This window comes from Exiguobacterium sp. CH10 (genome assembly GCF_018617635.1).
GTDB classification, from domain to species: Bacteria; Bacillota; Bacilli; order Exiguobacteriales; family Exiguobacteriaceae; genus Exiguobacterium; species Exiguobacterium aestuarii_A.
In genome coordinates this window covers 941,538-964,100 of the sequence record NZ_JACSKO010000001.1, presented here as the reverse complement: position 1 = coordinate 964,100, position 22,563 = coordinate 941,538, and the positions used below count along the sequence as shown (strand labels likewise).

Here is a 22,563-nt window from a genome sequence, read left to right as displayed (position 1 = left end):
ATTCCATTTGAAAGGGGAAACCACTATGAAGATTGTTGCCATCACCGCTTGTCCGGTCGGCATCGCCCATACGTACATGGCCGCTGAAAAGTTGTCAAAGACGGGTGCGGAGCTCGGACATGACGTGAAAGTGGAAACGCACGGGTCAATCGGGATCGAGAACGGATTGACCGAACAGGAGATTAAAGAGGCGGACGGTGTCATCATCGCCGCAGACAAGGCGGTCGATTTGGACCGTTTCGCTGGGAAGCGCATCGTCGTTGTCCCGGTCGCCGAAGCAATCAAGCAACCGGCAGAACTGATTGAACGCGTCAAGACCGCTCCGACCCAAAAAGGAGCAACGAAGGACGTCAAGAAAGAAAAAGACGGAAACATCGTCTATCGGGCGCTCATGAACGGTGTGAGTCATATGATCCCGTTCGTTGTAGTCGGAGGTCTATTGATCGCCTTGGCACTCGCCATCGGAGGGGAACCGACCGCGAATGGGTTAGCCATTCCGGAAGGGTCGGTCTGGCAGAAGGTGCTAGATGTCGGGTCCGCTTCCTTCATGTTCATGGTACCGATTCTTGCCGGATATATCGCCTATGCTATCGCCGACCGTCCGGCACTCGCACCGGGTATCGTTGGTGGATACATCGCGGCGAACGGTAGCTTTTATGGGTCAGAAGCAGGGGCCGGGTTCCTCGGGGGAATCTTGGCAGGTTTCGCAGCCGGATATCTCGTCCGTTGGATCAAAACGTGGAAAGTTCCACAGATGATTCAACCGATCATGCCGATTCTCGTCATTCCAATCGTCAGCATGGTCGCCATCGCGGCACTCTTCATCTTCGTCGTCGGCGCACCGATTGCCGGACTCATGGACGGTTTGACGTCCATGCTTCAAGGGATGGAAGGGTCAAGTAAGATCGTGCTCGGTCTGTTGCTCGGTGCCATGATCGCCTTCGATATGGGAGGACCGGTCAATAAAGTCGCCTTCCTATTCGGAGCATCGATGATTGCCGAAGGACAGACGGGCATCATGGGGGCGATTGCGGTCGCCATCTGTATCCCACCGCTCGGGATGGGCATCGCGACATTCCTTCGTAAAAAACTATTCGTGAAAGAAGAGCAAGAGGCAGGAAAGGCGGCCTTCATGATGGGGCTAGTCGGCATCACGGAAGGGGCCATCCCATTTGCGGCGGGTGACCCACTACGTGTCATCCCGGCCAATATGATCGGAGCCATGGTCGGTGCGGCCATCGCCATCACGGTCGGTGTGACGAACAATGTTCCTCATGGGGGACCGGTCGTGGCGGTGCTCGGTGCTGTCGACAACGTCATTATGTTCTTCGTGTCGGTACTCATCGGTTCGCTCATTACGGCGTTTACGACCATCTTCTTGAAAGAGCGTGCCCAACGGAAAAATACAAAATCAGAAGCCTTGAAACAAGTCAGCTAAGGGAGAGATCGAGATGAAACTGATGGATTACATGGAAACGTCACTGATCGAACTGGATTTGGATGTCACTTCACGGGAAGAAGCGTTCGATGTGTTGACGCGTAAATTGGAAGGTGCCGGCTATTTGAACGACCGGTTGTCGTACTTGGAGGCGTTGGAGCGTCGGGAAGCGCTCAGTTCGACCGGGATCGGCTTCGAAGTCGCCATTCCACATGGAAAAACGGATGCTGTCAAACGTCCTGTCATCGCGTTCGCAAAAGCACGGAACGGCATCGAGTGGGACAGTCTCGACGGGGAACCGGCCAAGCTGATTTTCATGATCGGGGTCCCAGAGGCGGCAGAAGGGGACGAACATTTACGGATGCTCGCCCTCTTGAGCCGGCGTCTCATCGATGATGAGTTTCGCCGTCATCTTCAAGAGGCGACGACGGTCGAGGATGTTATGGCACAACTTGAAACGGTACATGCGTAAACCTGTAGGGCGCTCACGGAGAGCGTCCTCTTGGTGTAGACACAGAAATGGGGGAATGAATCATGATCTTAACATGCACACCAGTCTTTCAGGAACGACTTTGGGGAGGGCGTAAGCTCGAGACAACGTTCGAGTATGATCTACCGCAAGGAAACATCGGCGAGTGTTGGGGCATCTCGGCCCATCCGAACGGGATGAGCGTCGTCACTTCCGGCCAGTTTGCAGGGCTCACGCTCGCTGAACTATGGGAAGAGAAGCGCGAGTTGTTTGGCGCGTACACGCTCGACAGTTTCCCGCTCCTCGTCAAACTGCTCGATGCGGCGGACGACCTTTCCGTCCAGGTCCACCCAAACGATGAGGAAGCGATGCGTCTAGAAGGAGAACCATATGGGAAGACGGAATGTTGGTACGTCGTCGAGGCCGAGCCGGGCGCGGAATTGATTCTCGGGCATACGGCGGAGACGAAAGAACAGTTGGCCGAGGCAATCGCGCACGGTGAGTGGGACACGTTGTTGCGTCGTCAACCGGTGAGGGCGGGCGATTTCATTTTCGTTCCGAGCGGGACGATCCATGCAATCGGGGAAGGAATCGTCATCCTCGAGACGCAACAGTCTTCAGACACGACGTATCGGGTATATGACTTTGACCGGACAGACGACGAAGGGAATACCCGTGAGCTCCATCTCGATCAAGCGATTGAAGTGACGACGGTACCGGATTCGCCAAAAATCGTCCATCCGAAGACGAAAGACGTGACGGGTGGGACGGTTCAAACATTGATCGAGACGGACGAGTTCAACGTCTATCGGATGGACGTCACAGATGGGTTCGTGCTCAGACCACTGGACCGCTTCCGTCTCATCAGTGTATTGAACGGAGAAGGGTCGTTGGACGGGGTCCCGCTCGAGAAGGGCGACCATCTCGTCGTGACGGTGAGCGACAAACCGCGCGTCGTGGCGGGTAGCATGGAGTTAATTGTAAGCGATTGCAATTTGAAGTGAGTAGGACACCACACTGGAAAGGGGAGCTACATATGTTTGGAGCGATTGAATTAGGGGGGACGAAAATCGTCTGTGGCATCGGGACGGAGACAGGGGACGTCATCCGTCACGCGTCCATCCCGACGACGGACCCGGAAGAGACGATGGCAAGCGTGTTCGAGTTCTTTGAAGGAGAAACGATTGAAGCGCTCGGTGTCGGCACGTTCGGTCCGGTCGACTTGAATCCATCGAGTGAAACGTATGGATGCATCACGACGACACCGAAAATAAAGTGGGCGAACTACCCGCTCTATGACGTGTTGAAGGCACACTTTCAAGTCCCGATCGTGCTCGATACCGACGTTAACGGGGCGGCATTTGGGGAGATGACGTTTGGTGGGGCGACGGACGTCTCGAGTTGTCTCTACATGACGGTCGGTACCGGAATCGGAGCGGGTGCCGTGATTGACGGGGAACTCGTCCACGGGATGGGACATCCGGAGATGGGGCACATGATGGTCCGTCGTCACCCGGATGATCTATCGAACGGCGTCTGCCCGTATCACGGAGACTGTCTTGAAGGATTGGCATCAGGTCCAGCCATCGAGGCGAGACATGGCAAGAAGGCGCACTTGCTCGACCCAAGCGACCTGGCGTGGGACATCGAGGCGGATTATTTGGCACAGGCGCTCGTCAACATCGCCCTGATTCTCGCACCGGAGCGGATGATTCTCGGGGGTGGTGTCATGAAGCAGTCGCACCTGTTCCCGAAAGTGCGTGAAGCGTTTCGACAGAAGATGAACGGCTATATTCAAAATCCGTATGTGAATGAGCTGGAGACGTATATCGTCCCACCGACACTCGGTGATTTCGCCGGATTAAAAGGAGCACTCGCCCTCGCCATCAAGAAAGGGGATGTCGTCCATGCCGGGCGTTGATGTGTCGGTCCGTGAGTTAGAGGCTTACCGCTCGAGTGTCACGATGCCGGACGACTTTGATCGATTCTGGGAACAAGAACTCGAGACGTTACGAGAGATTCCGATGCAGATCGAACGGAATCCAATCCCCGCTTACGTCCGAAACGTCGAGATGGAAGACATACGTTATTTGTCGCATGGGGCGCTCGTACATAAGGCGACGTTCATCAAACCGACAACGATTGATTGCTCGCTTCCCGTCGTCGTCCTCTATCACGGTTACAACTGGAATACTCACGAGCCTCACATCGCCATGAAATATGTCGTACAAGGGATGGCCGTGCTGCTCGTCGAGACACGTGACCAAGGAATGGACCCGGAGCAGTCGTTGCTCATGCCTTTGGGTGGTGCCGCCGGATGGATGACGCGAGGGATTTTCAAGAAAGAGACGTATTATTATACGCGGGTCATGCTGGACGCGGTCCGAGCGCTCGATGTCGCCCTCATGCTGTCAGGTGCAAAATCAGCGATTGTCGAAGGGGGGAGCCAGGGTGGCGGCATCGCCCTCGGAGTCAGCGCCTTACATCCGAAAGTGAAGGCCGCATTGGTTGATATCCCATTCCTTTGTGATATGCCGCGAGGGGTCGAACTCGCGACGGACGGTCCGTACTTAGAAATCTCGCATTACTTCAAAGTACACGATCCTCTTCACGAGGCGGAAGCGAGATTGTACGACACGCTTCGTTATGTCGACGGGATCAATTTTGCGAGACGTATCACCTGTCCCGTCATGGTCGGGATTGGTCTCTTAGATGAGGTCTGCCCTCCGTCGACAGGGTATGCGCTATTCCGTGAACTTTCCGGTGAGAAGGCGTTCCGTGTCTATCCGGAATATGGACACGGCCTCTCGAGCCGCCACGAGGAAGAAAAACTGAAGTTCATCGCCCCGTTATTGTGAGTACTCCGTCATTTTGACGGAGTTTTTTTCATTCTGGGTGAACAAGTCAGACTTCATTGACGTATTGGGACGAAGGAACTAGTCATTCATGCAGACAAACGTAAGACGGGAAGCTCTATTCTTAAAATGAAAATTATTTTCAATAAATTCCATAAAAGTAAAATGATTATTTTTACCTATCACTCTCTATGCTATGTTGTTTTTGTAAGCGGTTACTTTTTTAGAAGAGGGAGTGAATGGGATGAATAAACGTAACGTAGTCGGTACGGCACTTAGCCTCACATTGTTGGGAAGTTTATTACCGATGCAAGGAGCGGCAGCTGAAGAGGTGATGAAAGTCATCGATGCCTCTGGTGACGAGATGCGTGTCGGGGGCATCAACAAACTTGCGAACCAGCAGCAACTCATCATCTTCAACGATCAGTTCAGCTACTACACGGAGACGAACCCGGCGAGTACGGAAGTCGTGCTCGAAAAAGTCGGAATCAATACGTACACGGTAGCGGAGAAACGAGGCGGGAACAGTCCAATCCCAGAGAACGGTCTCGTCCTGTCGACTGGGAAAGACACGACGGAAGCGGTCGCTTCGTTCTTGCGTCAGCTCGAAGTCGGGGAGCGCGTCATGCTCGAGGAGCCGGTCGTCAAACAAGAAGAACGCAGGGCGAATGCCGTCGATCCGACGCGAACGTCGAACCCGGACGGAGCACCGTTCGATGGATTCCGTGGGCCGGACCAGATGATCGTTTATACGCCTGCATTCGGGGAGTCGACGAAGACGAACGTATATGGCTATGAGATCACGGTCGAGAATGGCTATGTGACGAAGCTTGGGGGCGGGAATTCAAGCATCCCAGATAACGGATTCGTCGTCAGTGGCCACGGTGTCAGCTCGGCATTCCTCTCAGGGAACAGCATCATCGGGGCGAAAGTCGACGTGACGGACGGGGTTGTCACAATCACACAGGACGTGGACAGCTATGCGTTCCAAAGTGAGAAAGCAATCGAGAAGGCTGAACAGTCGATTGCAAAAGCGCGTTCGGAATGGATTGACGTCCCGCTCGACTTGGCGGAAGAGGCGCTCCGTTCCGCTAGGACATATTTAAATCAGGCGGATGGGGAGTCAGACCCGGTCATCGCACTAGACGCGGTAAGACAAGCGACGCAGCGTGCGTATGATGCCTATTATTACTCTATCGACTCCGGTGTCGCCGAGCAGCGTGCGGTGTGGCATCGTCCGAAAGAATCGACGTTAGCAGGCGTCGAGACCGTCTTAGATCGAATGGAAAAGGCCGGGTTCAATGCGGTCTATCTCGAGACGACCTTCTGGGGATACCCGATCTATCCGAGTGCGGTCCAGGAACAGTATGGACTTCCCACCCAGCACCCGAACTTCAAAAACGGTGATTTCGGCGAGCACGGCACCGACATTCTCGCCGCCTATATCGCGGAAGCGAAAGAGCGAGGCATGACGGTTCACGCATGGACAGATGGATTCATGGTCGGGGAAGCGAGCCTCGGTGTCCCATCTCAGTTCAAACAGTATCCGGAATGGGCGGCCGTACAACGGACGAATACGACCGGACAGCCGGCGCCGGACACGTCGAGCCGCTATTATTGGCTAGATATCATGCAGCCTGAAGTGCAAGACTATATGCTCGCGCTCTATGAGGAGATGGAATCGACTTACGACATCAAAGGGTTGAACATCGATTACATGCGACTCCCGCATCATGGTTTTGACAAAGCGTATGGATTTAGCGAACCGACGCGGGCGTTCTATGAGCAAGTGAGCGGCATCGACCCGGTCGATTTGAAGAAGGACACGCCGGAATGGGAGGCGTTCCAAGCATGGGTGCGCGAACGAGAGAATGAATTCGTCGACAAGTTACATGACGTCTCCAAACAAAACGATGCGAAGTTCATGCTGACGGCGACGCCAGAACCAGGAGCAGAAGAAGTGTATATCAGTGACTGGAAAGAAGACATCGATGCCGTCATCCCACAAGCATACGGACATGACTTCAATAGCATTCAAAAGACGGTTCAGGCGAGTAAGAAGCTGATGCCGGAAGGGACGATGTACTTCACTGGAATCTACTCGTTCTATCACCACCTGAACGAGGGAGCGGCGGTGGACGATGTCCTGTCTGCGAAGTTTGGCACATCGGGTGTGAACATGTTCGCATTCGGTCAAGCGAGCGCCCCATCCGTCGATGCGCTAGGGAAAGGTCCTTGGCGTGACACGGCCGTCAACCCGGGGGAAGAGCCGCTCCTCGCCATCGAAGCCTTGTTGAAAGACACGCGCCGCGAGATGAACAGCCTGTATATGCCAAAAGGAGCGATGGATAAAAAAGCGGGTCGTGCTCTCGCCAAAGAGATTCAGCGTCTTGAGAAGGAAGCGAGAAAACAATCGCTCAACCTAGAGGACGTACAACGAATCGACCAGTCGTTAGAAGTCATGAAAACAAACAAGCAACTCGAGCCGGTGTTATACGACCGTTTACAATCACGAACGGCTGACATGAAACAATGGTTACAATACGCCATCGACCGTCAAGGGTTCTAACCGTTAGACTCGTCTCTGAAAAGGGGCGAGTTTTGTTTTAGAAAATTATTTTCATTTTGATTTTAGTATTGCAAATAGATTTCTAAGACGATATGATGAATTTGTGAAAACGCTTTCTATTTTATCTCGGGGAGGAAATGAAAGATGAAAAAACGTACGAAACAACTCGCGGCGAGCGCATCGATCGCTGCCTTGTCAGTCGGCTTGATGGCTTGTAGCAATGAAGAGTCTAGTAGCAGTTCAGCATCGAGTGACGGGGAACTGTCGGGGAAGGTGACGATGTGGACGGCCTCACTCGCAGGGGAGCCATTCGATTCGTATTTTGACGAGATTGAAAAAGAGTTTGAAGAGATGCATCCAGACGTGGATGTCGTCATCGAAGACGTGCCACAAAATGAGATGGAGCAAAAAGTACTGACGTCGTTGACGGGTAGTGACGTCCCAGACGTCGTCAACTTGAACCCACACTATATGTCGAACATCGCGGCACAAGGTGGATTGCTCGAACTCGATGACATGTTGTCGGAAGAAGCGAAAACGGCTTATGTGGATGGTCCATACAAGTCTGGTATGTTCGAAGACAAACTGTACGCCCTTCCTTGGTACTTGACGACGACCGTCTCTTGGTACAACGGCGATCATTTCGAACAGGCAGGCATCAAAGAAGTTCCGACTTCGACAGAGGGCATTTACGAAGCGTCGAAAATGTTGACGGACAAGACGGGTAAACCGGCGTTCTATCCGGTCATCAATGACGGGAACGCCATCATGGAGAAGATGGTCTCGATCGCGGGTGAACCGATCGTCGAAGATGGAAAAGCGACGTTCGCTGACAATGCGGACATCATCAACTATTTCGAGACGATGCAAAAAATGTATGACGAAGGGTTGATCCCGCAAGAAGCGGCTGAAGGATCGATCAAGACAGGACAAGAACTCTACATGGCAGGCAACACGTCATTACTCGAAGGGGGCGTCACATTCCTCGGACCGGTCGAGAGCGGCGCACCGGACATCTATGAAGTCTCAAAAGCCGGACAACCGCTTGAAGCTTCAGACGCACCGGTCAACGTTGCAGTCATGAACTTCGCCGTACCGGCGAAGACGAAGAATAAAGAGGCAGCGGTCGCATTCGCCGAGTTTGTCACGAACGCCGACAACCAGCTCGAATTCGCGAAGACGGCAGGAACGGTCCTCCCATCGACGAAAGCGTCACTCGAGGATGACTACTTCACGAATCCGGGCGACTCACCGAAAGCGCTCGGGATGATGCAAGCTTCGAAATCACTCGAACGTGCCGAGGTTCTCGTCCCACCGACAGAGAACAGTGCGGAGTTACGTGAAGCGACGAAGAACATCTTCGTTCAAAACTTACAAGGAAAAATGTCAGGTAAAGAAGCAGTAGAAGCACTTGCGAAAGCTTGGGATGACGCGTTTGAGAAATCTGGAGAGAGCGTGACGTTCTAAACGTTGAGAGCTGAATCAAAAGGAGACCCCTCTTTTGGTTCAGCTCGTTTTATTGGAAGGAGACCTGAAGATGAATAAAGAGAATATAGCACTCCCTGTATCGACCACGAAAACGAAGGTCGTCAGACGGAAGAAGAAAAACCTCCTCACCCCTTGGCTGTTCCTACTCCCATCGATCGTTGTGCTCGGCACGTTCCTCGTCATTCCGATCGTCGAGGCGTTCCACTGGAGTTTGTTGGACTATAAAATCATTGCGGGGACTGGAGAGTTCGTCGGACTCGCCAACTTCAAAGAGATTTTTACAGATACGTCGTTCTGGCTTGCCTTATGGAATACGATTTTATTTTTGATCATCGTCCTTCCATTAAATATCTTTTTGCCAATGATTTTAGCAGTTCTCGTCAATCAGGCCATCAAAGGCGTCTCGACGTTCCGCATCTTGTATTACTTGCCGGTCGTCACGCCGATGGTCGTCGCCGCGCTCATGTGGAAGATGCTTTACTCACAGAGCGGTCCGGTCTCGTCGATCTTCGTATCGCTCGGCCTGTTTGACAATCCGACAAACTTACTCGTCCAAAGCTCGACCGCTCTCGTCGCGGTATCCGCAATCACCGTGTGGAAGGGTTTAGGTTACTACATGATCATCTATTTGGCAGGACTTCAGTCGATCTCGAAAGACGTCTACGAATCTGCCGAGATTGACGGAGCGAACGCCTTCCAAAAATTCTGGCGCATCACCGTACCGATGCTCACACCATCTGTCACCCTCGTATCGGTCATGACGATCATCGCCGGGATGAAAGTGTTCGAAGAAATCGCCTTGACGACAGGTGGCGGTCCGGCTGGCGCGACCACGACGCTCGTCATGTACATCTACAACAAGTTCATGTCACTGGACGTCAGTATCGCATCCGCCGCTGGTGTCGTCCTGCTCCTTCTCGCAATCGGCGCTTCATTGCTTCAGATGAAGTTGACGAGTTCACGAGAAGAAGATTTACGGGCATAAAGGAGAAGTGAAGATGAAACGTAAACAAACGACACAAAAAATCATGTTGTATCTATTGATGATTTTCATTTCGGTCATCACGGTCGGACCGTTCCTCATCACGTTGTTCATGGCACTCAAGTCGCCAGGGGAAAGCATTTACGGGACGGTCTATCCGACAGACCCGACACTCGCGAACTTCACCGATTCGTTCTCGAAAGCGAACTTCGGTCTCTATTTTTTGAATACGTTCATCGTGACGGCGATCGCCATCCCGTTGAACTTGCTCTTCTGTAGTTTGGCCGCATATCCGCTCGCACGGATGGACTTCCGGGGGAGAGGCGTCGTCCTCTCGCTCATCATCGCGACGATGATGGTCCCGTTTCAACTGTACATGGCACCACTTTTCCAACTTGCAGGAGAGCTCGGTCTACGCAACTCCTACATCGGTCTCGTCGTGATGCAGGTGGCGACAGCGTTTGGGATTTACTTGATGCGTCAAGCATACTTACGTATCCCGAAAGAGCTTGAAGAGTCAGCTTACTTGGACGGGGCGAACCGCTTCCAAGTCTGGTATCGCGTGGCGTTGCCGCTCGTGAAACCGACACTCGTCACGTTGGCGATCTTCACGTTCATGGGGACGTGGGGTGACTACTTGTGGCCACTCCTCAACTCGACGGAGAGTAGCATGTACACCCTCTCAATCGGATTGGCGCAACTGTCACAAAACTTCGATGGCTCGAACTTGAAATTGATTAGTGCGGCCTCGATCTTGACGACGATCCCGACATTGATTTTATTCATGGCGCTCCAAAAATACTTTATCTCCGGTGCGACAGATGGCGCCGTGAAAGGTTAAGAGAGAAAGGACGCGGAAGAGATGATTCATTACGCAGGACACGAAATCAAAGTAGTACGAGAAGTCGGGTGTGTCGTCGTTGGCGGCGGGACGTCTGGCGTGACGGCAGCCTATACGGCAGCGAACGAAGGAATTGATACACTTCTCATTGAAAAGACGATCGCACTCGGGGGGACGCAGACGAACGCGCTTGTCTCTCCGATGATGCCGACACACGTTCAGCCTCGTGGCGTCAATCGATATATTTTAGACCGACTGGAAGAGCGCGGCGTCAAAACGGATGATGGGACGACAAAGTGTCGATGGTTCAACGTCGAAACGCTCACTGCAGTGCTAGATGAGTTGTTGGAACAGGTCGGATGTCAGGTGTTATACGATGCTGTCGTCATCGATGTGTTGAAAGACGAAGACACGATCACTCATCTGATCGTCCAGACATGTGCCGGCCTCGTCGCGATTCAAACGCAGACGGTCATCGATGCTTCAGCGGACGCCATCGTCGCCCGTGTGTCGGGCATCCCGACATCTTCTGGGGATGAGAACGGACATAACCAACAGATGACGTTCCGTTTTGAGATGGGTGGTGTCGACCTCGCTCGTGTCCGGGACTATGTACTCGGACTCGGCGAAACGTTCTGTCAAATCGAGGACCCGGACTTCTTCGAAATCGTCATGGTCCCCGGGAAAGGGCATGTGCTCGAGGAGTTATTCCGGGACGGGTTGGCAACAGGCGAACTCACGGTCGACGACCTGAAATACTTCCAGGGGTTCACACAACCGGGCAAACCGGGTGTCTTCTCTTTCAATTGTCCCCACATCCCTGGACTGACGGATACGACCGACCCGTTCGCCCGCTCTGAAGCGGTGCGGATCGGGCGACAGATGATGCAGCGTCTCAGTCGATTCTTGGTCCGTCATTTACCAGGATTTGAGTCGGCGTTCTTATTAAAAGAAGCGACACAGCTCGGCATCCGTGAGTCGTATCGGATTCAAGGGAAGTATGTGTTATCCGAGACGGACTATGCGAATCGGGCCCGTTTCCATGACGCGATCGCCAAAGGTGACTGGTACGTCGATGTGCATCGCGTCAAAGGGGACGAGGCATTACCGAAGAAATATACGGCGGGTGAATATTATGAGATCCCGTACCGTGCCCTCATCGTGAACGAAGTGACGAATGTCATCTTCGCCGGACGACACATCTCAAGCACGTTCTTGATGCAAGCTTCCCTTCGGATTCAACCGACGCTACGAGACGTCGGGGAAGCGACGGGACTTGCCGTCGCACTCGCATTGAAAACGAAAACGACACTGAATGAACTCGACGGTGCGTTGATTCGAGAACGAATGGAGGTCCTCCAATGAAACAAGTGCATGTCTTGAATCATACGCATTGGGACCGGGAATGGTACGAATCGTTCGAGTCGTTCCGCTTCAAACTGACGGAAGGGCTACGCTATGTCGTCGACCGGCTTCAGACTGGACAATTCGATAACTTCTTCTTAGACGGACAGACGATCGTGCTCGACGATTACCGGGAAGTGGTCAGTGCAGACGAATATGAACAGCTCGTCGAGTGGATCCGGGCAGGCAAGATCGAGGTCGGACCGTGGTACTTACTCGCCGACGAGTTTTTAGTGGCAGGAGAGTCGCTCATTCAAAACTTGAAGATTGGGACGAAGATGGCACGCCAACTGGGTTCGAAACATGATATCGGCTATTTGCCGGATACGTTCGGACATATCGGACAGATGCCACAGATTCTAGAGCAGTTCGGGATCGGTCACGCCATCCTCTGGCGTGGCGCCGTATCGGATTCATTCGAGAATACGTGGATTGCGCCGAACGGGTCGCACGTCAAGACGTTCGTCCTGCCTTTGTTCGAAGGCTATTATCAGACGTTCTTAAAGCACGAGGCCTTTCAAAAAGAGATGGATGACTATTTGACATGTAACGAACCGTTCGTGAAAAGCGGTCATTACCTTGTCATGAACGGGGCCGACCATACGTTTACGGCACCTGACATCAAGGATCGGCTCGATGCCATCAATTTGCCGATCCGTCAATCACTCATGTCCGATTACACGGACGCGGTGGCGACACATCGTCCGACCGCCACGATACACGGTGAACAGCGGGACCCATCGAAAATCTTTATCCTACCAGGTGTTCTCTCGACAAGGACGTATCTGAAGCGGGACAATCAACTCATTGAAGATGAAGCGCTCAACACACTCGGATTTTTGAACGCATTCCTCGGCACGGAGACACGAAATGATTCATTCCGAGAGTATGTGTGGAAACTGATTTTACAAAACCAACCACACGACAGCATCTGCGGATGTAGCATCGATGCCGTCCATGACGAGATGGAGACACGTACGGCACGTGCACTCGCTGCCATGAGACAGTTCGAACAGACGCAGCTCGACAAGCATTATCCGGCACCGTATTTTGGTGAAGGGTATAACGATCAACTCGTGGTGATCTCGACCGTCCCGATTGAGCGGACGCTCCCGGTGGAAACGACGATTCGCATTCCGAAACGACTCGACCTCGGACAGATCCGACTCAGCATGAATGGGCGACCGATTGAGGTTGACGTCTTGCGCCGGGAAGAGAAGGAAGTGTTTCTACGACACATTTTGGCAGAGCCGCATTACGATGAGTATGTCGAGTATGACGTCGTCTTTTCAATACCGGTCGAAGGGGCAGGAGCCTATGTGTGCGAGATTGAACGGATTGAAGCAGAAGTCGCACGGCCCGACCGAACAGATGATGCTATCGAGAATGCGTTCGTCAAAGTCGAAGTGGACGATCAAGGCTTAACGATCACAGATGTAGAGACGGGGACGCGATATCCAGGACAGCATGTCTTCTACTCGAGTCTCGATGCAGGAGACACATATAACTATTCACCACCACGTGAAGACCGTTTGACGAAAGCGACGCTACGCCATGCCACGGTGGAGCGTGGTCAAGCCCATCAAACGATGCGTCTCGAATATGCGTTGACGGTCCCGACTTCCTTGGATGATTCACGTCAAACAGGAAGCGAACAGATGGTGACGATGCCGATCACGACGACGGTCACACTTTATGAACACGACCCGCTCATCCGCTTCAAGACGACGATAGACAACAAAGCGCAAGATCACAAGCTCCGTGTCGCCTTTGATGTCGGAACGTGCGAAGTCACGACAGCGGACACGGCGTTTGATTGGAACGAACGGAAAACGATGCGGGACAAGCGATTTGATGCCGGGAAAAATGAAGAGTGCGTCATGGCGCAAGCACCGACCTATTCGTTCGTTCAGGCGAATGCGCACACCCTCGTCCATCGCGGTTTGCAAGAATACGAAGTGAGCACATATGACGGCCGAGACGTCGTGGAGCTGACGATGCTCCGTGCGGTCGGCTGGCTGTCGCGACGGGATTTGCGCACGCGAGGAAACGGGGCAGGACCAGGATTTGAAGTGCCGGGTGCACAATGTCTGCGAACCGACACGTTCGAATACGGACTTGTGTTGAACCGAGAGAACGAGTCGGCGACACACATCACGAGCTTCCGTCGACGACCGATTGTGCAGCAAACACGCGCAACGGCACCGAAGCATTGGTTCACGATGACAGGTGGCGTCTTCTCGAGTGTGACAGGAATTGAACCGAATGTAAGTGAGATTCGCCTATTCAATCCGACGACGGAACGTGTTTCGGTTACCATGACGTTCGCACAACAGGTAACATTAGAGAGAGTAACGTTAACAGGAGACGTCATCGAACGAGTGGGTGAAACGTTCACGGTCCGACCGAAAGACATCGTGACGATCCGGGTGACGAGCGAAGAGAAATAGACTTTAACGAAGAAGGTGACAAAGATGAGAAAATTCGTAGCGCTCGACATTGGCGGGTCGTTTATCAAGTACGGTGTGTTGACGGAAGATGCGATTTTTATCGAAAAGCACGAGAGTATGACCGAGGCCAATCAGGGCGGGGCTCACATCTTAGAGAAGGTGACGGGATTCATCCGTGACTTGCAGACGCGTCACGACGTACAAGGCATCTGCATCTCGACGGCAGGACAAGTCGATTCGAAAGAAGGAGTCGTTGTCTATGCCTCGAAATTGATTCCGGCCTACACGGGCACGCGATTAAAGGAAACGTTAGAGGCGACGTTCAGTCTGCCGGTCGAGGTCGAAAACGATGTGAACTGTGCCGGACTGGCCGAGTCATGGATTGGGAGCGGCAAAGGAGCGAAAAGCTTATTCTGCCTGACAATCGGAACAGGAATCGGAGGCAGTTACATTCTCGACAACAAGCTCCATACGGGACATAGCTTCAGTGGCGGCGAGATCGGATACATCCCGATCGAAGGATATGCGTTCGAAGAATTGGCGTCGACGCGCGTCCTCATCGAACGTGTCGAGGCGAGAACGGAACAGACAGGACTAAACGGGAAAGATGTGTTCGAGATGGCGCATGCGGGTAATCCGATCGCCATCGAAGAAATCGACCGCCTCGTCTATTACTTGTCAAAAGGGATCGCGACGGTGACGTATATGATGAACCCAGAAAAAATCATCATCGGTGGCGGAATCACGGCGCAAAAAGACTACCTGTATCCTCGCATCATGAAGCAACTGGCTGCCGACATCATCCCGGCCATTTTGGAGAAGACGACGATCGAGATTGCCCGCAACTTGAACAACGCGGGCATGATTGGGGCGCTTCGTCACTTCTTGCTCCAGGAATCGATGCGACCGCTCCGTAGCATCACGACGATCATCGAGTCGAACCATCATCGTTTCACGAAGCGGGAGCAGCTCGTCGCCGACTTTATCATCCAGAACCTCGAAGCCGTTCCAAACAAGACGATCACCGAGATGTCTCGTCAAATCAACGTTTCGGAAGCGACGATCACCCGTTTTTGTCAAAAGCTCGAATTCGGGTCATATAACAAGTTGCGCCTACTCGCCAAAGAAGCTACCGTCAGCAATCGCTATTACGGTCCCTCGAATATCGATGGGCTCGATGATATCAATGAAGCGTACTTCATGATGATGAAAAAATACGAGTCGTTGTACGACCAAAAAGCGATGAATCGACTGAAGGAAGTGCTTGAATCGACGAACCAGGTCGTCTTATACGCGACAGATGAGTGGTCACCGCTCTTACCCGCCATCAAGACGAAGCTCCTCGAATTTGGCGTCATGACGGACGGATTCTCGGGCGCGCAAGCGATTCAATTATCGAAACGAGCGATTCGTCCAGAGACACTCGTCATCGGGCTCAGTCGCGATGGCTACAATGAGGAAGTCATCGACGGATTGACACATGCGAAGCGAATCGGTGCTGTCACGGTCGGTCTATCGACACAGAGCGATTCACCGCTCTTCTCTGTCTCTGACATCCGCTTGACCGTCGCCTCGACAGAAAACGCGAACGTGACCTCGATTCGGGAAGTGGCCCTCTTTTATCTATTAGATGTCATCACGCACACGGTTCGGGTGGAAGAGCCGAGCAGTGAGACGATTTGAGGTGTGACGATGAAAATCGTATATGTACCGATTGATGAACGACCGTGTAATGTCGATGTGGTGCAGCGCATTGTCGGAGTGACCGACGAGGTGACGCTGCTCACGCCACCCGATCATTTATATGGATATAAAAAAGAAGCAGCCGACCAATTGGGGATGCGGGAGTGGGTGCGCAGTGTCAACGACTGCGACGCTCTCGTCCTCAGTGCGGACATGCTTTGCTATGGCGGGCTATTGCCGTCACGTCTTCATCACATGACAGACACGGATCGGGATACCTTCATCGAGTGGATCCGGACACTTCGGAGTGAGACAAAGGCACCGCTCTATGTCGCGACGATGATTATGCGCACGCCGAAGTATAGCTCGGATGACGAAGAACCAGACTATTATGGACAATTTGGTGCGGAGATTTACCGACGCGCCTGGTTAAAAGACCGGGATGAACGGGACGGATTGACCATGGAGGAACAAGACGAACTCGCGAACTTGAATGAGTTGATTCCGACTGAGTATGTCGTGGATTACGAGACGAGACGTGCCTTCAACCGATCCATCAACGAGGCGATGATTCAACTCGTTGAGGAAGAGGTCATCGAACGATTGTTCATCCCGCAAGACGACAGTGCCGAATACGGTTATACGTCGCTCGATCAGACAGTTGTATTGCGACAAATTCAAGAGCGGCGTGTCTTCACGAAGGTCCATATGTATCCGGGAGCGGACGAAGTGGGCGCCACGATGGTCGCCCGAGCCTTTTTGGACAAGCGAGGAACAAAGCCGCGTGTGTATCCGATATGGAGTAGTGTCTTCGGTCCGACGTTGATTCCGATGTATGAGGACCGACCGTTTATCGAAAGCATGTATGCCCACCTGGACGCGATTGGACTACACCTCGTGGAGACGATGGAAGAGGCGGACCTTGTTCTGGCTTATAACGTACCGGGACGCACGATGCAGGAATCGTGGGATCAAGACGAGCGTGATGTGACGTACACGAGTTTTCGTCACATACGTCAATTCGTCATCAAAATCGAATCGGCGCTTAAGCAAGGGAAACGCGTCATCGTCGCCGACAGCGCCTATGCCAACGGCGGGGATCAAGAGTTGATCATGTGGCTCGATGAGTTGAATCTTCTCGAACAGTTAGACTCTTATAAAGGTTGGAACACGAATGGGAACACGCTCGGGACGACGCTTGCGCAAGGGGCGTTTGCCCAAGTCGGGAAACGAGAGCAGATTCGAGAGAACGTCCTCTATCACGTCCTTGATGATTTCGTCTATCAAGCGAAAGTTCGGATGAAGATGACGAATACCGTGTTACCAGAGTACGGAGCCAGCTATTTCGATTTAGGCGGACATGCTGTAGCGATTTCGCAAGAGCGTGACCGTATGATGACGGAAGTGGCGCGACATGTGCTCCGTCATTCATTCCAAGAATCATGGACATTCAACACATCGGCACCATGGAACCGTATGTTTGAGTGCCGATTAGAGTTTGGAGGAACAACCCAATGATTGAACGATTAAGAAATCAGTTGATTGTGTCCTGTCAGGCACTCCCGGATGAACCGCTCCACGGTTCGGCCATCATGGCCCGCATGGCCATCGCCGCAAAAGAAGGTGGGGCGAGTGGGATTCGTGCGAACGGAATCGAAGATATTCAGGCGATTCAAGCTGTCGTTGATTTACCAATCATCGGAATCATCAAACGGGAATACGATGGTTCCGATGTCTACATCACACCTACAATGGAAGAAGTCGATGCGCTCGTATCTGCAGGTGTTGACTTGATTGCCCTCGATGCGACAAACCGTGATCGACCGGACGGCTCAACGATTGCGACATTCTTCCCGCTATTAAAAGAGAAGTATCCGAATCAATGCTTTATGGCAGATTGCGCCACACTAGAAGATGCGGTCCGTGCTGAACTGTTAGGATTCGACGTCGTCGCACCGACTCTTTTCGGGTATACCGCGGAGACGGCTGGGAAGAAAGTGTATGAAGGTGATTTTCAATTTTTAAGGGAGATGGTGCAAATCGTCTCGATTCCTGTCATTGCAGAAGGGAATGTGATCACACCGGAACACGCGCGACGTGTCCTTGAAATTGGGGCACATGCGGTCGTCGTCGGTGGCGCCATCACAAGACCGCAACAGATTGCGAAGCGGTTTTTGGAAGGGATTTCACAAAAAAGTCAAAAAATATAACAAAAAAGCATAGTTGTTTGGTGATTATACACCAAGCATCTATGCTTTTTTGAGTATTATTAAGTTGAAAAAGAGAAAAACAATTTCAATAGTATCATCCACTCTAATGTATTGATTTTTATATGTCTGTTTAAGTGATTTTTCTCCCTAGCACATCTGTTTCATACACTTCTCCGTGAAAATTCTTTCCACACACCTGACAATGAACATCCCAATTGTTTTCGACTTGCTTATTATAGTTCCCATGCGCATACTTCAGCAGTCGCATGTATAGTAAATGGTCCGGATGATTCTTTTTGAATTTACATACGTTGTCGACCCACACTTCCTGACAAGTGCAAATATACGTACGTTTGTATCCTTCATCTATTCCTCTTACAATCATGCCGCATGACGGGCAATAACCGATATTACCATTATACTGATGAATGATTCGTTTCATATAAGTGGACAAATGATGTGTCTGTCCAGGGGCGATATTAAAATGCGAGTACCTATTAGGTGTTTTGTCTTCATTATGCTCATTAATGATTTTCGATTGAAGTTTACTACAATCACGAGGTAGGTTAATTGAAATTTCGATTGGTTTTATATTCCAATTAAAAATGTTTAAAGAAGATGAACTATGAGCAAGAGTAGCACTCGCTATCTCGTAACGAGTATATTTAAAATCAACATAATATCTGGCGCACGATCTTTCAAGGTCAGTTTTGATTTTAATCTTTGTTATTGGCATTCCATAGGGCTTATATTTTGCATCAAGTGTATGTCGAACAATTGAATTCTTCGTACGATTATAAAAAGAAATCAAGTAGTCAGGACGTCGATCATTTCCTTCATTTGACTGTAGGTTTGGCTCGTAATCGATGGCAATGCAGTCCTTCGTGTCAAGGTGTTCAAAGATAATACGGAGATTACGTAACGTACCATATGTGTTGTGCCAATTGAATAAGAGTCCAGTAATTGACTCGGCTGGGAGAAATCGTAGGCGTATACATTCCGCATAAATTTGCAACAGTGTCCAAATCTCGAATAGATACGGCGAACGAATCATCGACTCAACAAATTGTTGCTTTTCGATGGTGAATTTTGGAGTCAAGGCTATTATGTCTTCGAAACATTCGAACGTTTCGCGATAACGGGGTTCATGTAAAAATAAATGTGTTCCTTCTACTTCAATCGGAGAAACATCAAATAAAGATGTTGAATCCGTGAATGGTTGTAGCGAGTCAATCATTTCGTTGAGATGATTAATTTTTTGTTCCGCTATGGAGAGTCGGTTCATCACGTCCAGTAATTTCTTTTGCATATTACAAACGATTACTGAGTATTCACTTTGAGACGGGGAAAGAGAATCTCGCTCTTCTTTTTCATTTTCAAGTAACTCTTTCCTTCCGAGTTCTACTCTCAGTGTATTCCTTAAGAAGGAAAGGATTGTGTCAACCATCGTTCGGATCATTTGATGCTCGATGATGTCGTGTGAAGCTTCGACTATCTCGACATTGATTTTTGGTTGACCGACTCCTGCTTGGTAGGCTGCCATTGTTCGAGGTGTCCACCGCTTGATTTGATTTTTTGTTGATTTCCCAGGTGTACGAGTTAATACTTCAGCTGGGGAGTCAACAATGGTATTGAGTGTATGTTTGAACTGATTGACGAGATCGTACAAATCATCCAACGGAAAAGAATGAGTCGGACCTGTTTTCGTGACACCATCTGATTCATGCGGTTGTGTGTTGAAAGCGAGTAGTAAATCTTGCACTTCAGCCTGCATGCGCTCGTATTGATGTAACGTCAGGGTGACAGGTGTAACAATCAATTTCTTGCAAGCAATTAGATGACGATCGACGTTATAGGCCTCTATTTCAAATTGACCACATACGTTTAATCCAAACTCTGCATCACCTGATTGCATATACCATAGATTCTCATCATTGAGTGAGCGAATAAAAGTAGACTTAGGATATTCTTTAAGGCGTACCGAGTATGCGCCTGCAACCTCAACGCCAATATGGAGATGCTTTCCTTTATACATGTTGTATTCTTGAAAATAGTATGTCTCTCCTGATTTTGAAAGTTCATTGATTTTACGAGTCGGAAGTCGGAGAGCGGGAAACGTTGACGTATTACCTTCTCCTTTGCTAGAGAACTGTATGTTGAATAGTTTCATCGATGTCTACTCCTGTTCTTATTTGAAAAAGTTGACGTGTCGACTATCGTTATACATCTGCGAGGCACGCTGCGCGCTCTCTTTCAATTTTTTTTCGCGTAGTCTATTGGTAAAAGACTCAAAGGCATCGGTTGCAGCAGGATATTGATTTTTTGAAAAGTTGATGCGGGGCAACAATTTTGAGAGGACAAGCTGATTCAACGTACGTTCAGATGTATGTGCTCCAATGCGCAAATAGTTTATAAGCTGCTTCTTACCACGTGAATTTAGTCGTGCATTCGGAATCATCTGTAATATATCCGAACATTCGATTAACCATTCAACATCATGTTTGACGTCTTCTTCTGATGATATAGGAGTCGTGAATGATTCTAAGTCGATTTCAATTCTACCTGTGAGCGTTGAGGACTCAAGTGTCGTTTGTTCATCAGCGCTAGGAGATTGTTGTGTAAGTTCGATGATGAAGCAACGATCAATCACCTTAGGACTAAGCGGTTTGACGGTATGGTCCATATTAATTGTTCCAACAAATCTTACGTTTGATGGAATCTCGATTTCGTAAGGGTATCGAAGTAGTTCTTTAGCATTTTGATATTGTTTTCTATCCTCCGTAGTGGGGTCATCGATGCAATCATAAAAATCTATGAATTCTTTGGCCTCTTCATAATAACGCGGTGGGTAGAGTGGAATCGTATTATTTAGTTCCTGACTGCTCAAAATTTCGGCGAAATAATACTCCACGTGAGCTAAATTCATTTCATCTAGACAAATTAAATAAAGACTATTAGATTCCTTTGCAGCTAAAAGTGAATCAAGGAATGGGGTAGGTACGAAGGAGCGCTCGATTGCATTAAAGTAGCCAAATAAGTCCATCTTATCCGTCCAACTGGATTGAACAGATATAAAATGAGCAGTGGCTTCCTGAATCGCGTCAGTAAATGCTCTTATCAAACTGGATTTCCCTGTCCCGGACGGTCCGCTTAGCACAACGAGTGTATTAGTTTGAAGTGCTCTCAAAAATGTTTCGATCACAGACTTAGAGTAGTAAAGAGGTTCTTCGCGGTCACAATAAAATAAGGTTTGAAGTGTTTCGACGATTGTATTGGGATCCCATTGTAAAATTGGTTTTAAATAATACTCGTCTTTTCGTGCTTTTAGTTTCGAAGGGATTTGAGAAAGGATATTATAGAGTTTTAAATCGCGCGAATTTAGCTTGATTTTCTCTTTTTGATGCGCGATCTTTTGTTTAGATATTTCTTTTTGGTGGCTTTCCTTTAAAATAGAAAACTCGTTTTCGTAATCTTTTTGAATTTTTTGTAGCTCTTCTTTCAATGAGGCTTCTTTTATACTAAGTTGTTTTTGTGTCTCATCGTTCTTCTTTTTTAATGTTTCTATTCTTTTAACCTCATCTTTGAATAAAGAATTGCGGTATTCACTAAGTCTTGAAAACAGAACGGCTTCTAGATCGGTCCCAAAAACCTGTTCTGCAACTGACGCTAAAGACTTACCTCCATTTAGAAGTAAAATGTCATGAAATGATACTTTTAATGGAGATATATCTTTCGAAGGAATCGTGAGTAACTGATGCCTATACTCGCGATACGATTGATAGGTGTAATTACTTTCGTACAATTCACCTTCTTCTACTCTGACTTCACCATGGAAAAATGCTGTTATTTCCCAATCTCGATTCGGTGATAATGGGGACTTGCAACCGATTAATCCATTTTCGGTCATTTCCATGATATGAGCCGTTATTTGAACTTTGCCATCGCCTATTTTTGTTTTATTGGTTACACGAAAAATTATTTTAAGGCCAAAGATATTATCTTGTGTGATTTTTTCATAAAATGCTTTCGTCTCTTCTTTTGTAAGGTCTCGATTTTTGAGTTTCTCAATTAATTCATGGTTGAATTCTAGCCATTCTCGAAGATTGGTTGGTGTGTTAATTGGTCTCTGAGTTGTCATAAGGGAATCCAATCCTTTCTGTTAGTGGAGTAATAA

At 50.0% G+C, this 22,563-nt stretch carries 16 protein-coding genes; 14 read left to right on the top strand and 2 right to left on the bottom strand.

From position 1 onward, the window contains the following. The first annotated feature begins 25 nt into the window (after positions 1 to 25). From KNP04_RS04780 to KNP04_RS04715, 14 genes are all read left to right on the top strand, one after another. Entirely contained in the window at positions 26 to 1,438 is a 1,413-nt protein-coding gene (locus KNP04_RS04780) for a PTS fructose transporter subunit IIC (RefSeq protein WP_214874846.1), read from the top strand. A gap of 13 nt (positions 1,439 to 1,451) precedes the next feature. Beyond that, complete coding sequence (locus KNP04_RS04775) at positions 1,452 to 1,910, top strand: PTS sugar transporter subunit IIA (RefSeq protein WP_214816677.1); 459 nt, start codon at positions 1,452 to 1,454, stop codon at positions 1,908 to 1,910. 62 nt (positions 1,911 to 1,972) lie between these two features. Further along, the gene (locus KNP04_RS04770; RefSeq protein WP_214874845.1) at positions 1,973 to 2,911 is read left to right on the top strand and encodes a type I phosphomannose isomerase catalytic subunit; all 939 of its coding nucleotides are present in this window, start codon (positions 1,973 to 1,975) and stop codon (positions 2,909 to 2,911) included. A gap of 32 nt (positions 2,912 to 2,943) precedes the next feature. After that, complete coding sequence (locus KNP04_RS04765) at positions 2,944 to 3,828, top strand: ROK family protein (RefSeq protein ID WP_214874844.1); 885 nt, start codon at positions 2,944 to 2,946, stop codon at positions 3,826 to 3,828. After that, on the top strand, positions 3,815 to 4,765 hold the full coding sequence (locus KNP04_RS04760; RefSeq protein WP_214874843.1) for an acetylxylan esterase: 951 nt from the start codon (positions 3,815 to 3,817) through the stop codon (positions 4,763 to 4,765). The genes KNP04_RS04765 and KNP04_RS04760 overlap by 14 nt, the downstream gene beginning before the upstream one ends. Before the next feature lie 241 nt (positions 4,766 to 5,006). Beyond that, the gene (locus KNP04_RS04755) at positions 5,007 to 7,331 is read left to right on the top strand and encodes a glycoside hydrolase family 10-like protein (RefSeq protein ID WP_214874842.1); all 2,325 of its coding nucleotides are present in this window, start codon (positions 5,007 to 5,009) and stop codon (positions 7,329 to 7,331) included. A 144-nt stretch (positions 7,332 to 7,475) separates the two neighbouring features. After that, positions 7,476 to 8,798 carry an ABC transporter substrate-binding protein gene (locus tag KNP04_RS04750; RefSeq protein ID WP_214874841.1) on the top strand — a complete coding sequence of 441 codons (1,323 nt, stop codon included), beginning with the start codon at positions 7,476 to 7,478 and terminating at the stop codon, positions 8,796 to 8,798. A 70-nt stretch (positions 8,799 to 8,868) separates the two neighbouring features. Beyond that, positions 8,869 to 9,804, top strand: a complete 936-nt coding sequence (locus tag KNP04_RS04745; protein WP_214736631.1) for a carbohydrate ABC transporter permease — start codon at positions 8,869 to 8,871, stop codon at positions 9,802 to 9,804. Positions 9,805 to 9,817: 13 nt separating this feature from the next. Then, positions 9,818 to 10,642, top strand: a complete 825-nt coding sequence (locus tag KNP04_RS04740) for a carbohydrate ABC transporter permease (RefSeq protein ID WP_026825194.1) — start codon at positions 9,818 to 9,820, stop codon at positions 10,640 to 10,642. Positions 10,643 to 10,663: 21 nt separating this feature from the next. Further along, a complete protein-coding gene (locus tag KNP04_RS04735) occupies positions 10,664 to 12,007 on the top strand; it encodes an FAD-dependent oxidoreductase (RefSeq protein ID WP_214874840.1) in 1,344 nt (447 codons plus the stop codon). Further along, positions 12,004 to 14,496 (top strand): glycoside hydrolase family 38 N-terminal domain-containing protein, encoded by a 2,493-nt coding sequence (locus tag KNP04_RS04730; RefSeq protein ID WP_214874839.1) that lies wholly within the window; start codon positions 12,004 to 12,006, stop codon positions 14,494 to 14,496. The genes KNP04_RS04735 and KNP04_RS04730 overlap by 4 nt, the downstream gene beginning before the upstream one ends. A 24-nt stretch (positions 14,497 to 14,520) precedes the next feature. Next, on the top strand, positions 14,521 to 16,179 hold the full coding sequence (locus KNP04_RS04725; protein WP_214874838.1) for an ROK family protein: 1,659 nt from the start codon (positions 14,521 to 14,523) through the stop codon (positions 16,177 to 16,179). A gap of 9 nt (positions 16,180 to 16,188) precedes the next feature. Continuing rightward, positions 16,189 to 17,697: a DUF4127 family protein gene (locus KNP04_RS04720; protein WP_214874837.1), complete on the top strand. Its 1,509-nt coding sequence runs from the start codon at positions 16,189 to 16,191 to the stop codon at positions 17,695 to 17,697. Beyond that, positions 17,694 to 18,389, top strand: a complete 696-nt coding sequence (locus KNP04_RS04715; RefSeq protein ID WP_214874836.1) for an N-acetylmannosamine-6-phosphate 2-epimerase — start codon at positions 17,694 to 17,696, stop codon at positions 18,387 to 18,389. Before KNP04_RS04720 ends, KNP04_RS04715 begins: the two co-directional genes overlap by 4 nt. Positions 18,390 to 18,519: 130 nt before the next feature. Here KNP04_RS04715 and KNP04_RS04710 read toward each other — a convergent pair whose 3' ends face one another. Continuing rightward, positions 18,520 to 20,559, bottom strand: a complete 2,040-nt coding sequence (locus KNP04_RS04710; protein WP_214874835.1) for a hypothetical protein — start codon at positions 20,557 to 20,559, stop codon at positions 18,520 to 18,522. An 18-nt stretch (positions 20,560 to 20,577) separates the two neighbouring features. After that, the gene (locus KNP04_RS04705) at positions 20,578 to 22,527 is read right to left on the bottom strand and encodes an AAA family ATPase (RefSeq protein ID WP_214874834.1); all 1,950 of its coding nucleotides are present in this window, start codon (positions 22,525 to 22,527) and stop codon (positions 20,578 to 20,580) included. Positions 22,528 to 22,563 lie beyond the last annotated feature (36 nt).

What these genes read in the sequence shown, in the direction of transcription:
- KNP04_RS04780 (WP_214874846.1), top strand. Translation starts at nt 26, where the DNA reads ATGAAGATTGTTGCCATCACCGCTTGTCCGGTCGGCATCGCCCATACG.
- KNP04_RS04775 (WP_214816677.1), top strand. Translation starts at nt 1,452, where the DNA reads ATGAAACTGATGGATTACATGGAAACGTCACTGATCGAACTGGATTTG.
- KNP04_RS04770 (WP_214874845.1), top strand. Translation starts at nt 1,973, where the DNA reads ATGATCTTAACATGCACACCAGTCTTTCAGGAACGACTTTGGGGAGGG.
- KNP04_RS04765 (WP_214874844.1), top strand. Translation starts at nt 2,944, where the DNA reads ATGTTTGGAGCGATTGAATTAGGGGGGACGAAAATCGTCTGTGGCATC.
- KNP04_RS04760 (WP_214874843.1), top strand. Translation starts at nt 3,815, where the DNA reads ATGCCGGGCGTTGATGTGTCGGTCCGTGAGTTAGAGGCTTACCGCTCG.
- KNP04_RS04755 (WP_214874842.1), top strand. Translation starts at nt 5,007, where the DNA reads ATGAATAAACGTAACGTAGTCGGTACGGCACTTAGCCTCACATTGTTG.
- KNP04_RS04750 (WP_214874841.1), top strand. Translation starts at nt 7,476, where the DNA reads ATGAAAAAACGTACGAAACAACTCGCGGCGAGCGCATCGATCGCTGCC.
- KNP04_RS04745 (WP_214736631.1), top strand. Translation starts at nt 8,869, where the DNA reads ATGAATAAAGAGAATATAGCACTCCCTGTATCGACCACGAAAACGAAG.
- KNP04_RS04740 (WP_026825194.1), top strand. Translation starts at nt 9,818, where the DNA reads ATGAAACGTAAACAAACGACACAAAAAATCATGTTGTATCTATTGATG.
- KNP04_RS04735 (WP_214874840.1), top strand. Translation starts at nt 10,664, where the DNA reads ATGATTCATTACGCAGGACACGAAATCAAAGTAGTACGAGAAGTCGGG.
- KNP04_RS04730 (WP_214874839.1), top strand. Translation starts at nt 12,004, where the DNA reads ATGAAACAAGTGCATGTCTTGAATCATACGCATTGGGACCGGGAATGG.
- KNP04_RS04725 (WP_214874838.1), top strand. Translation starts at nt 14,521, where the DNA reads ATGAGAAAATTCGTAGCGCTCGACATTGGCGGGTCGTTTATCAAGTAC.
- KNP04_RS04720 (WP_214874837.1), top strand. Translation starts at nt 16,189, where the DNA reads ATGAAAATCGTATATGTACCGATTGATGAACGACCGTGTAATGTCGAT.
- KNP04_RS04715 (WP_214874836.1), top strand. Translation starts at nt 17,694, where the DNA reads ATGATTGAACGATTAAGAAATCAGTTGATTGTGTCCTGTCAGGCACTC.
- KNP04_RS04710 (WP_214874835.1), bottom strand. Translation starts at nt 20,559, where the DNA reads ATGAAACTATTCAACATACAGTTCTCTAGCAAAGGAGAAGGTAATACG.
- KNP04_RS04705 (WP_214874834.1), bottom strand. Translation starts at nt 22,527, where the DNA reads ATGACAACTCAGAGACCAATTAACACACCAACCAATCTTCGAGAATGG.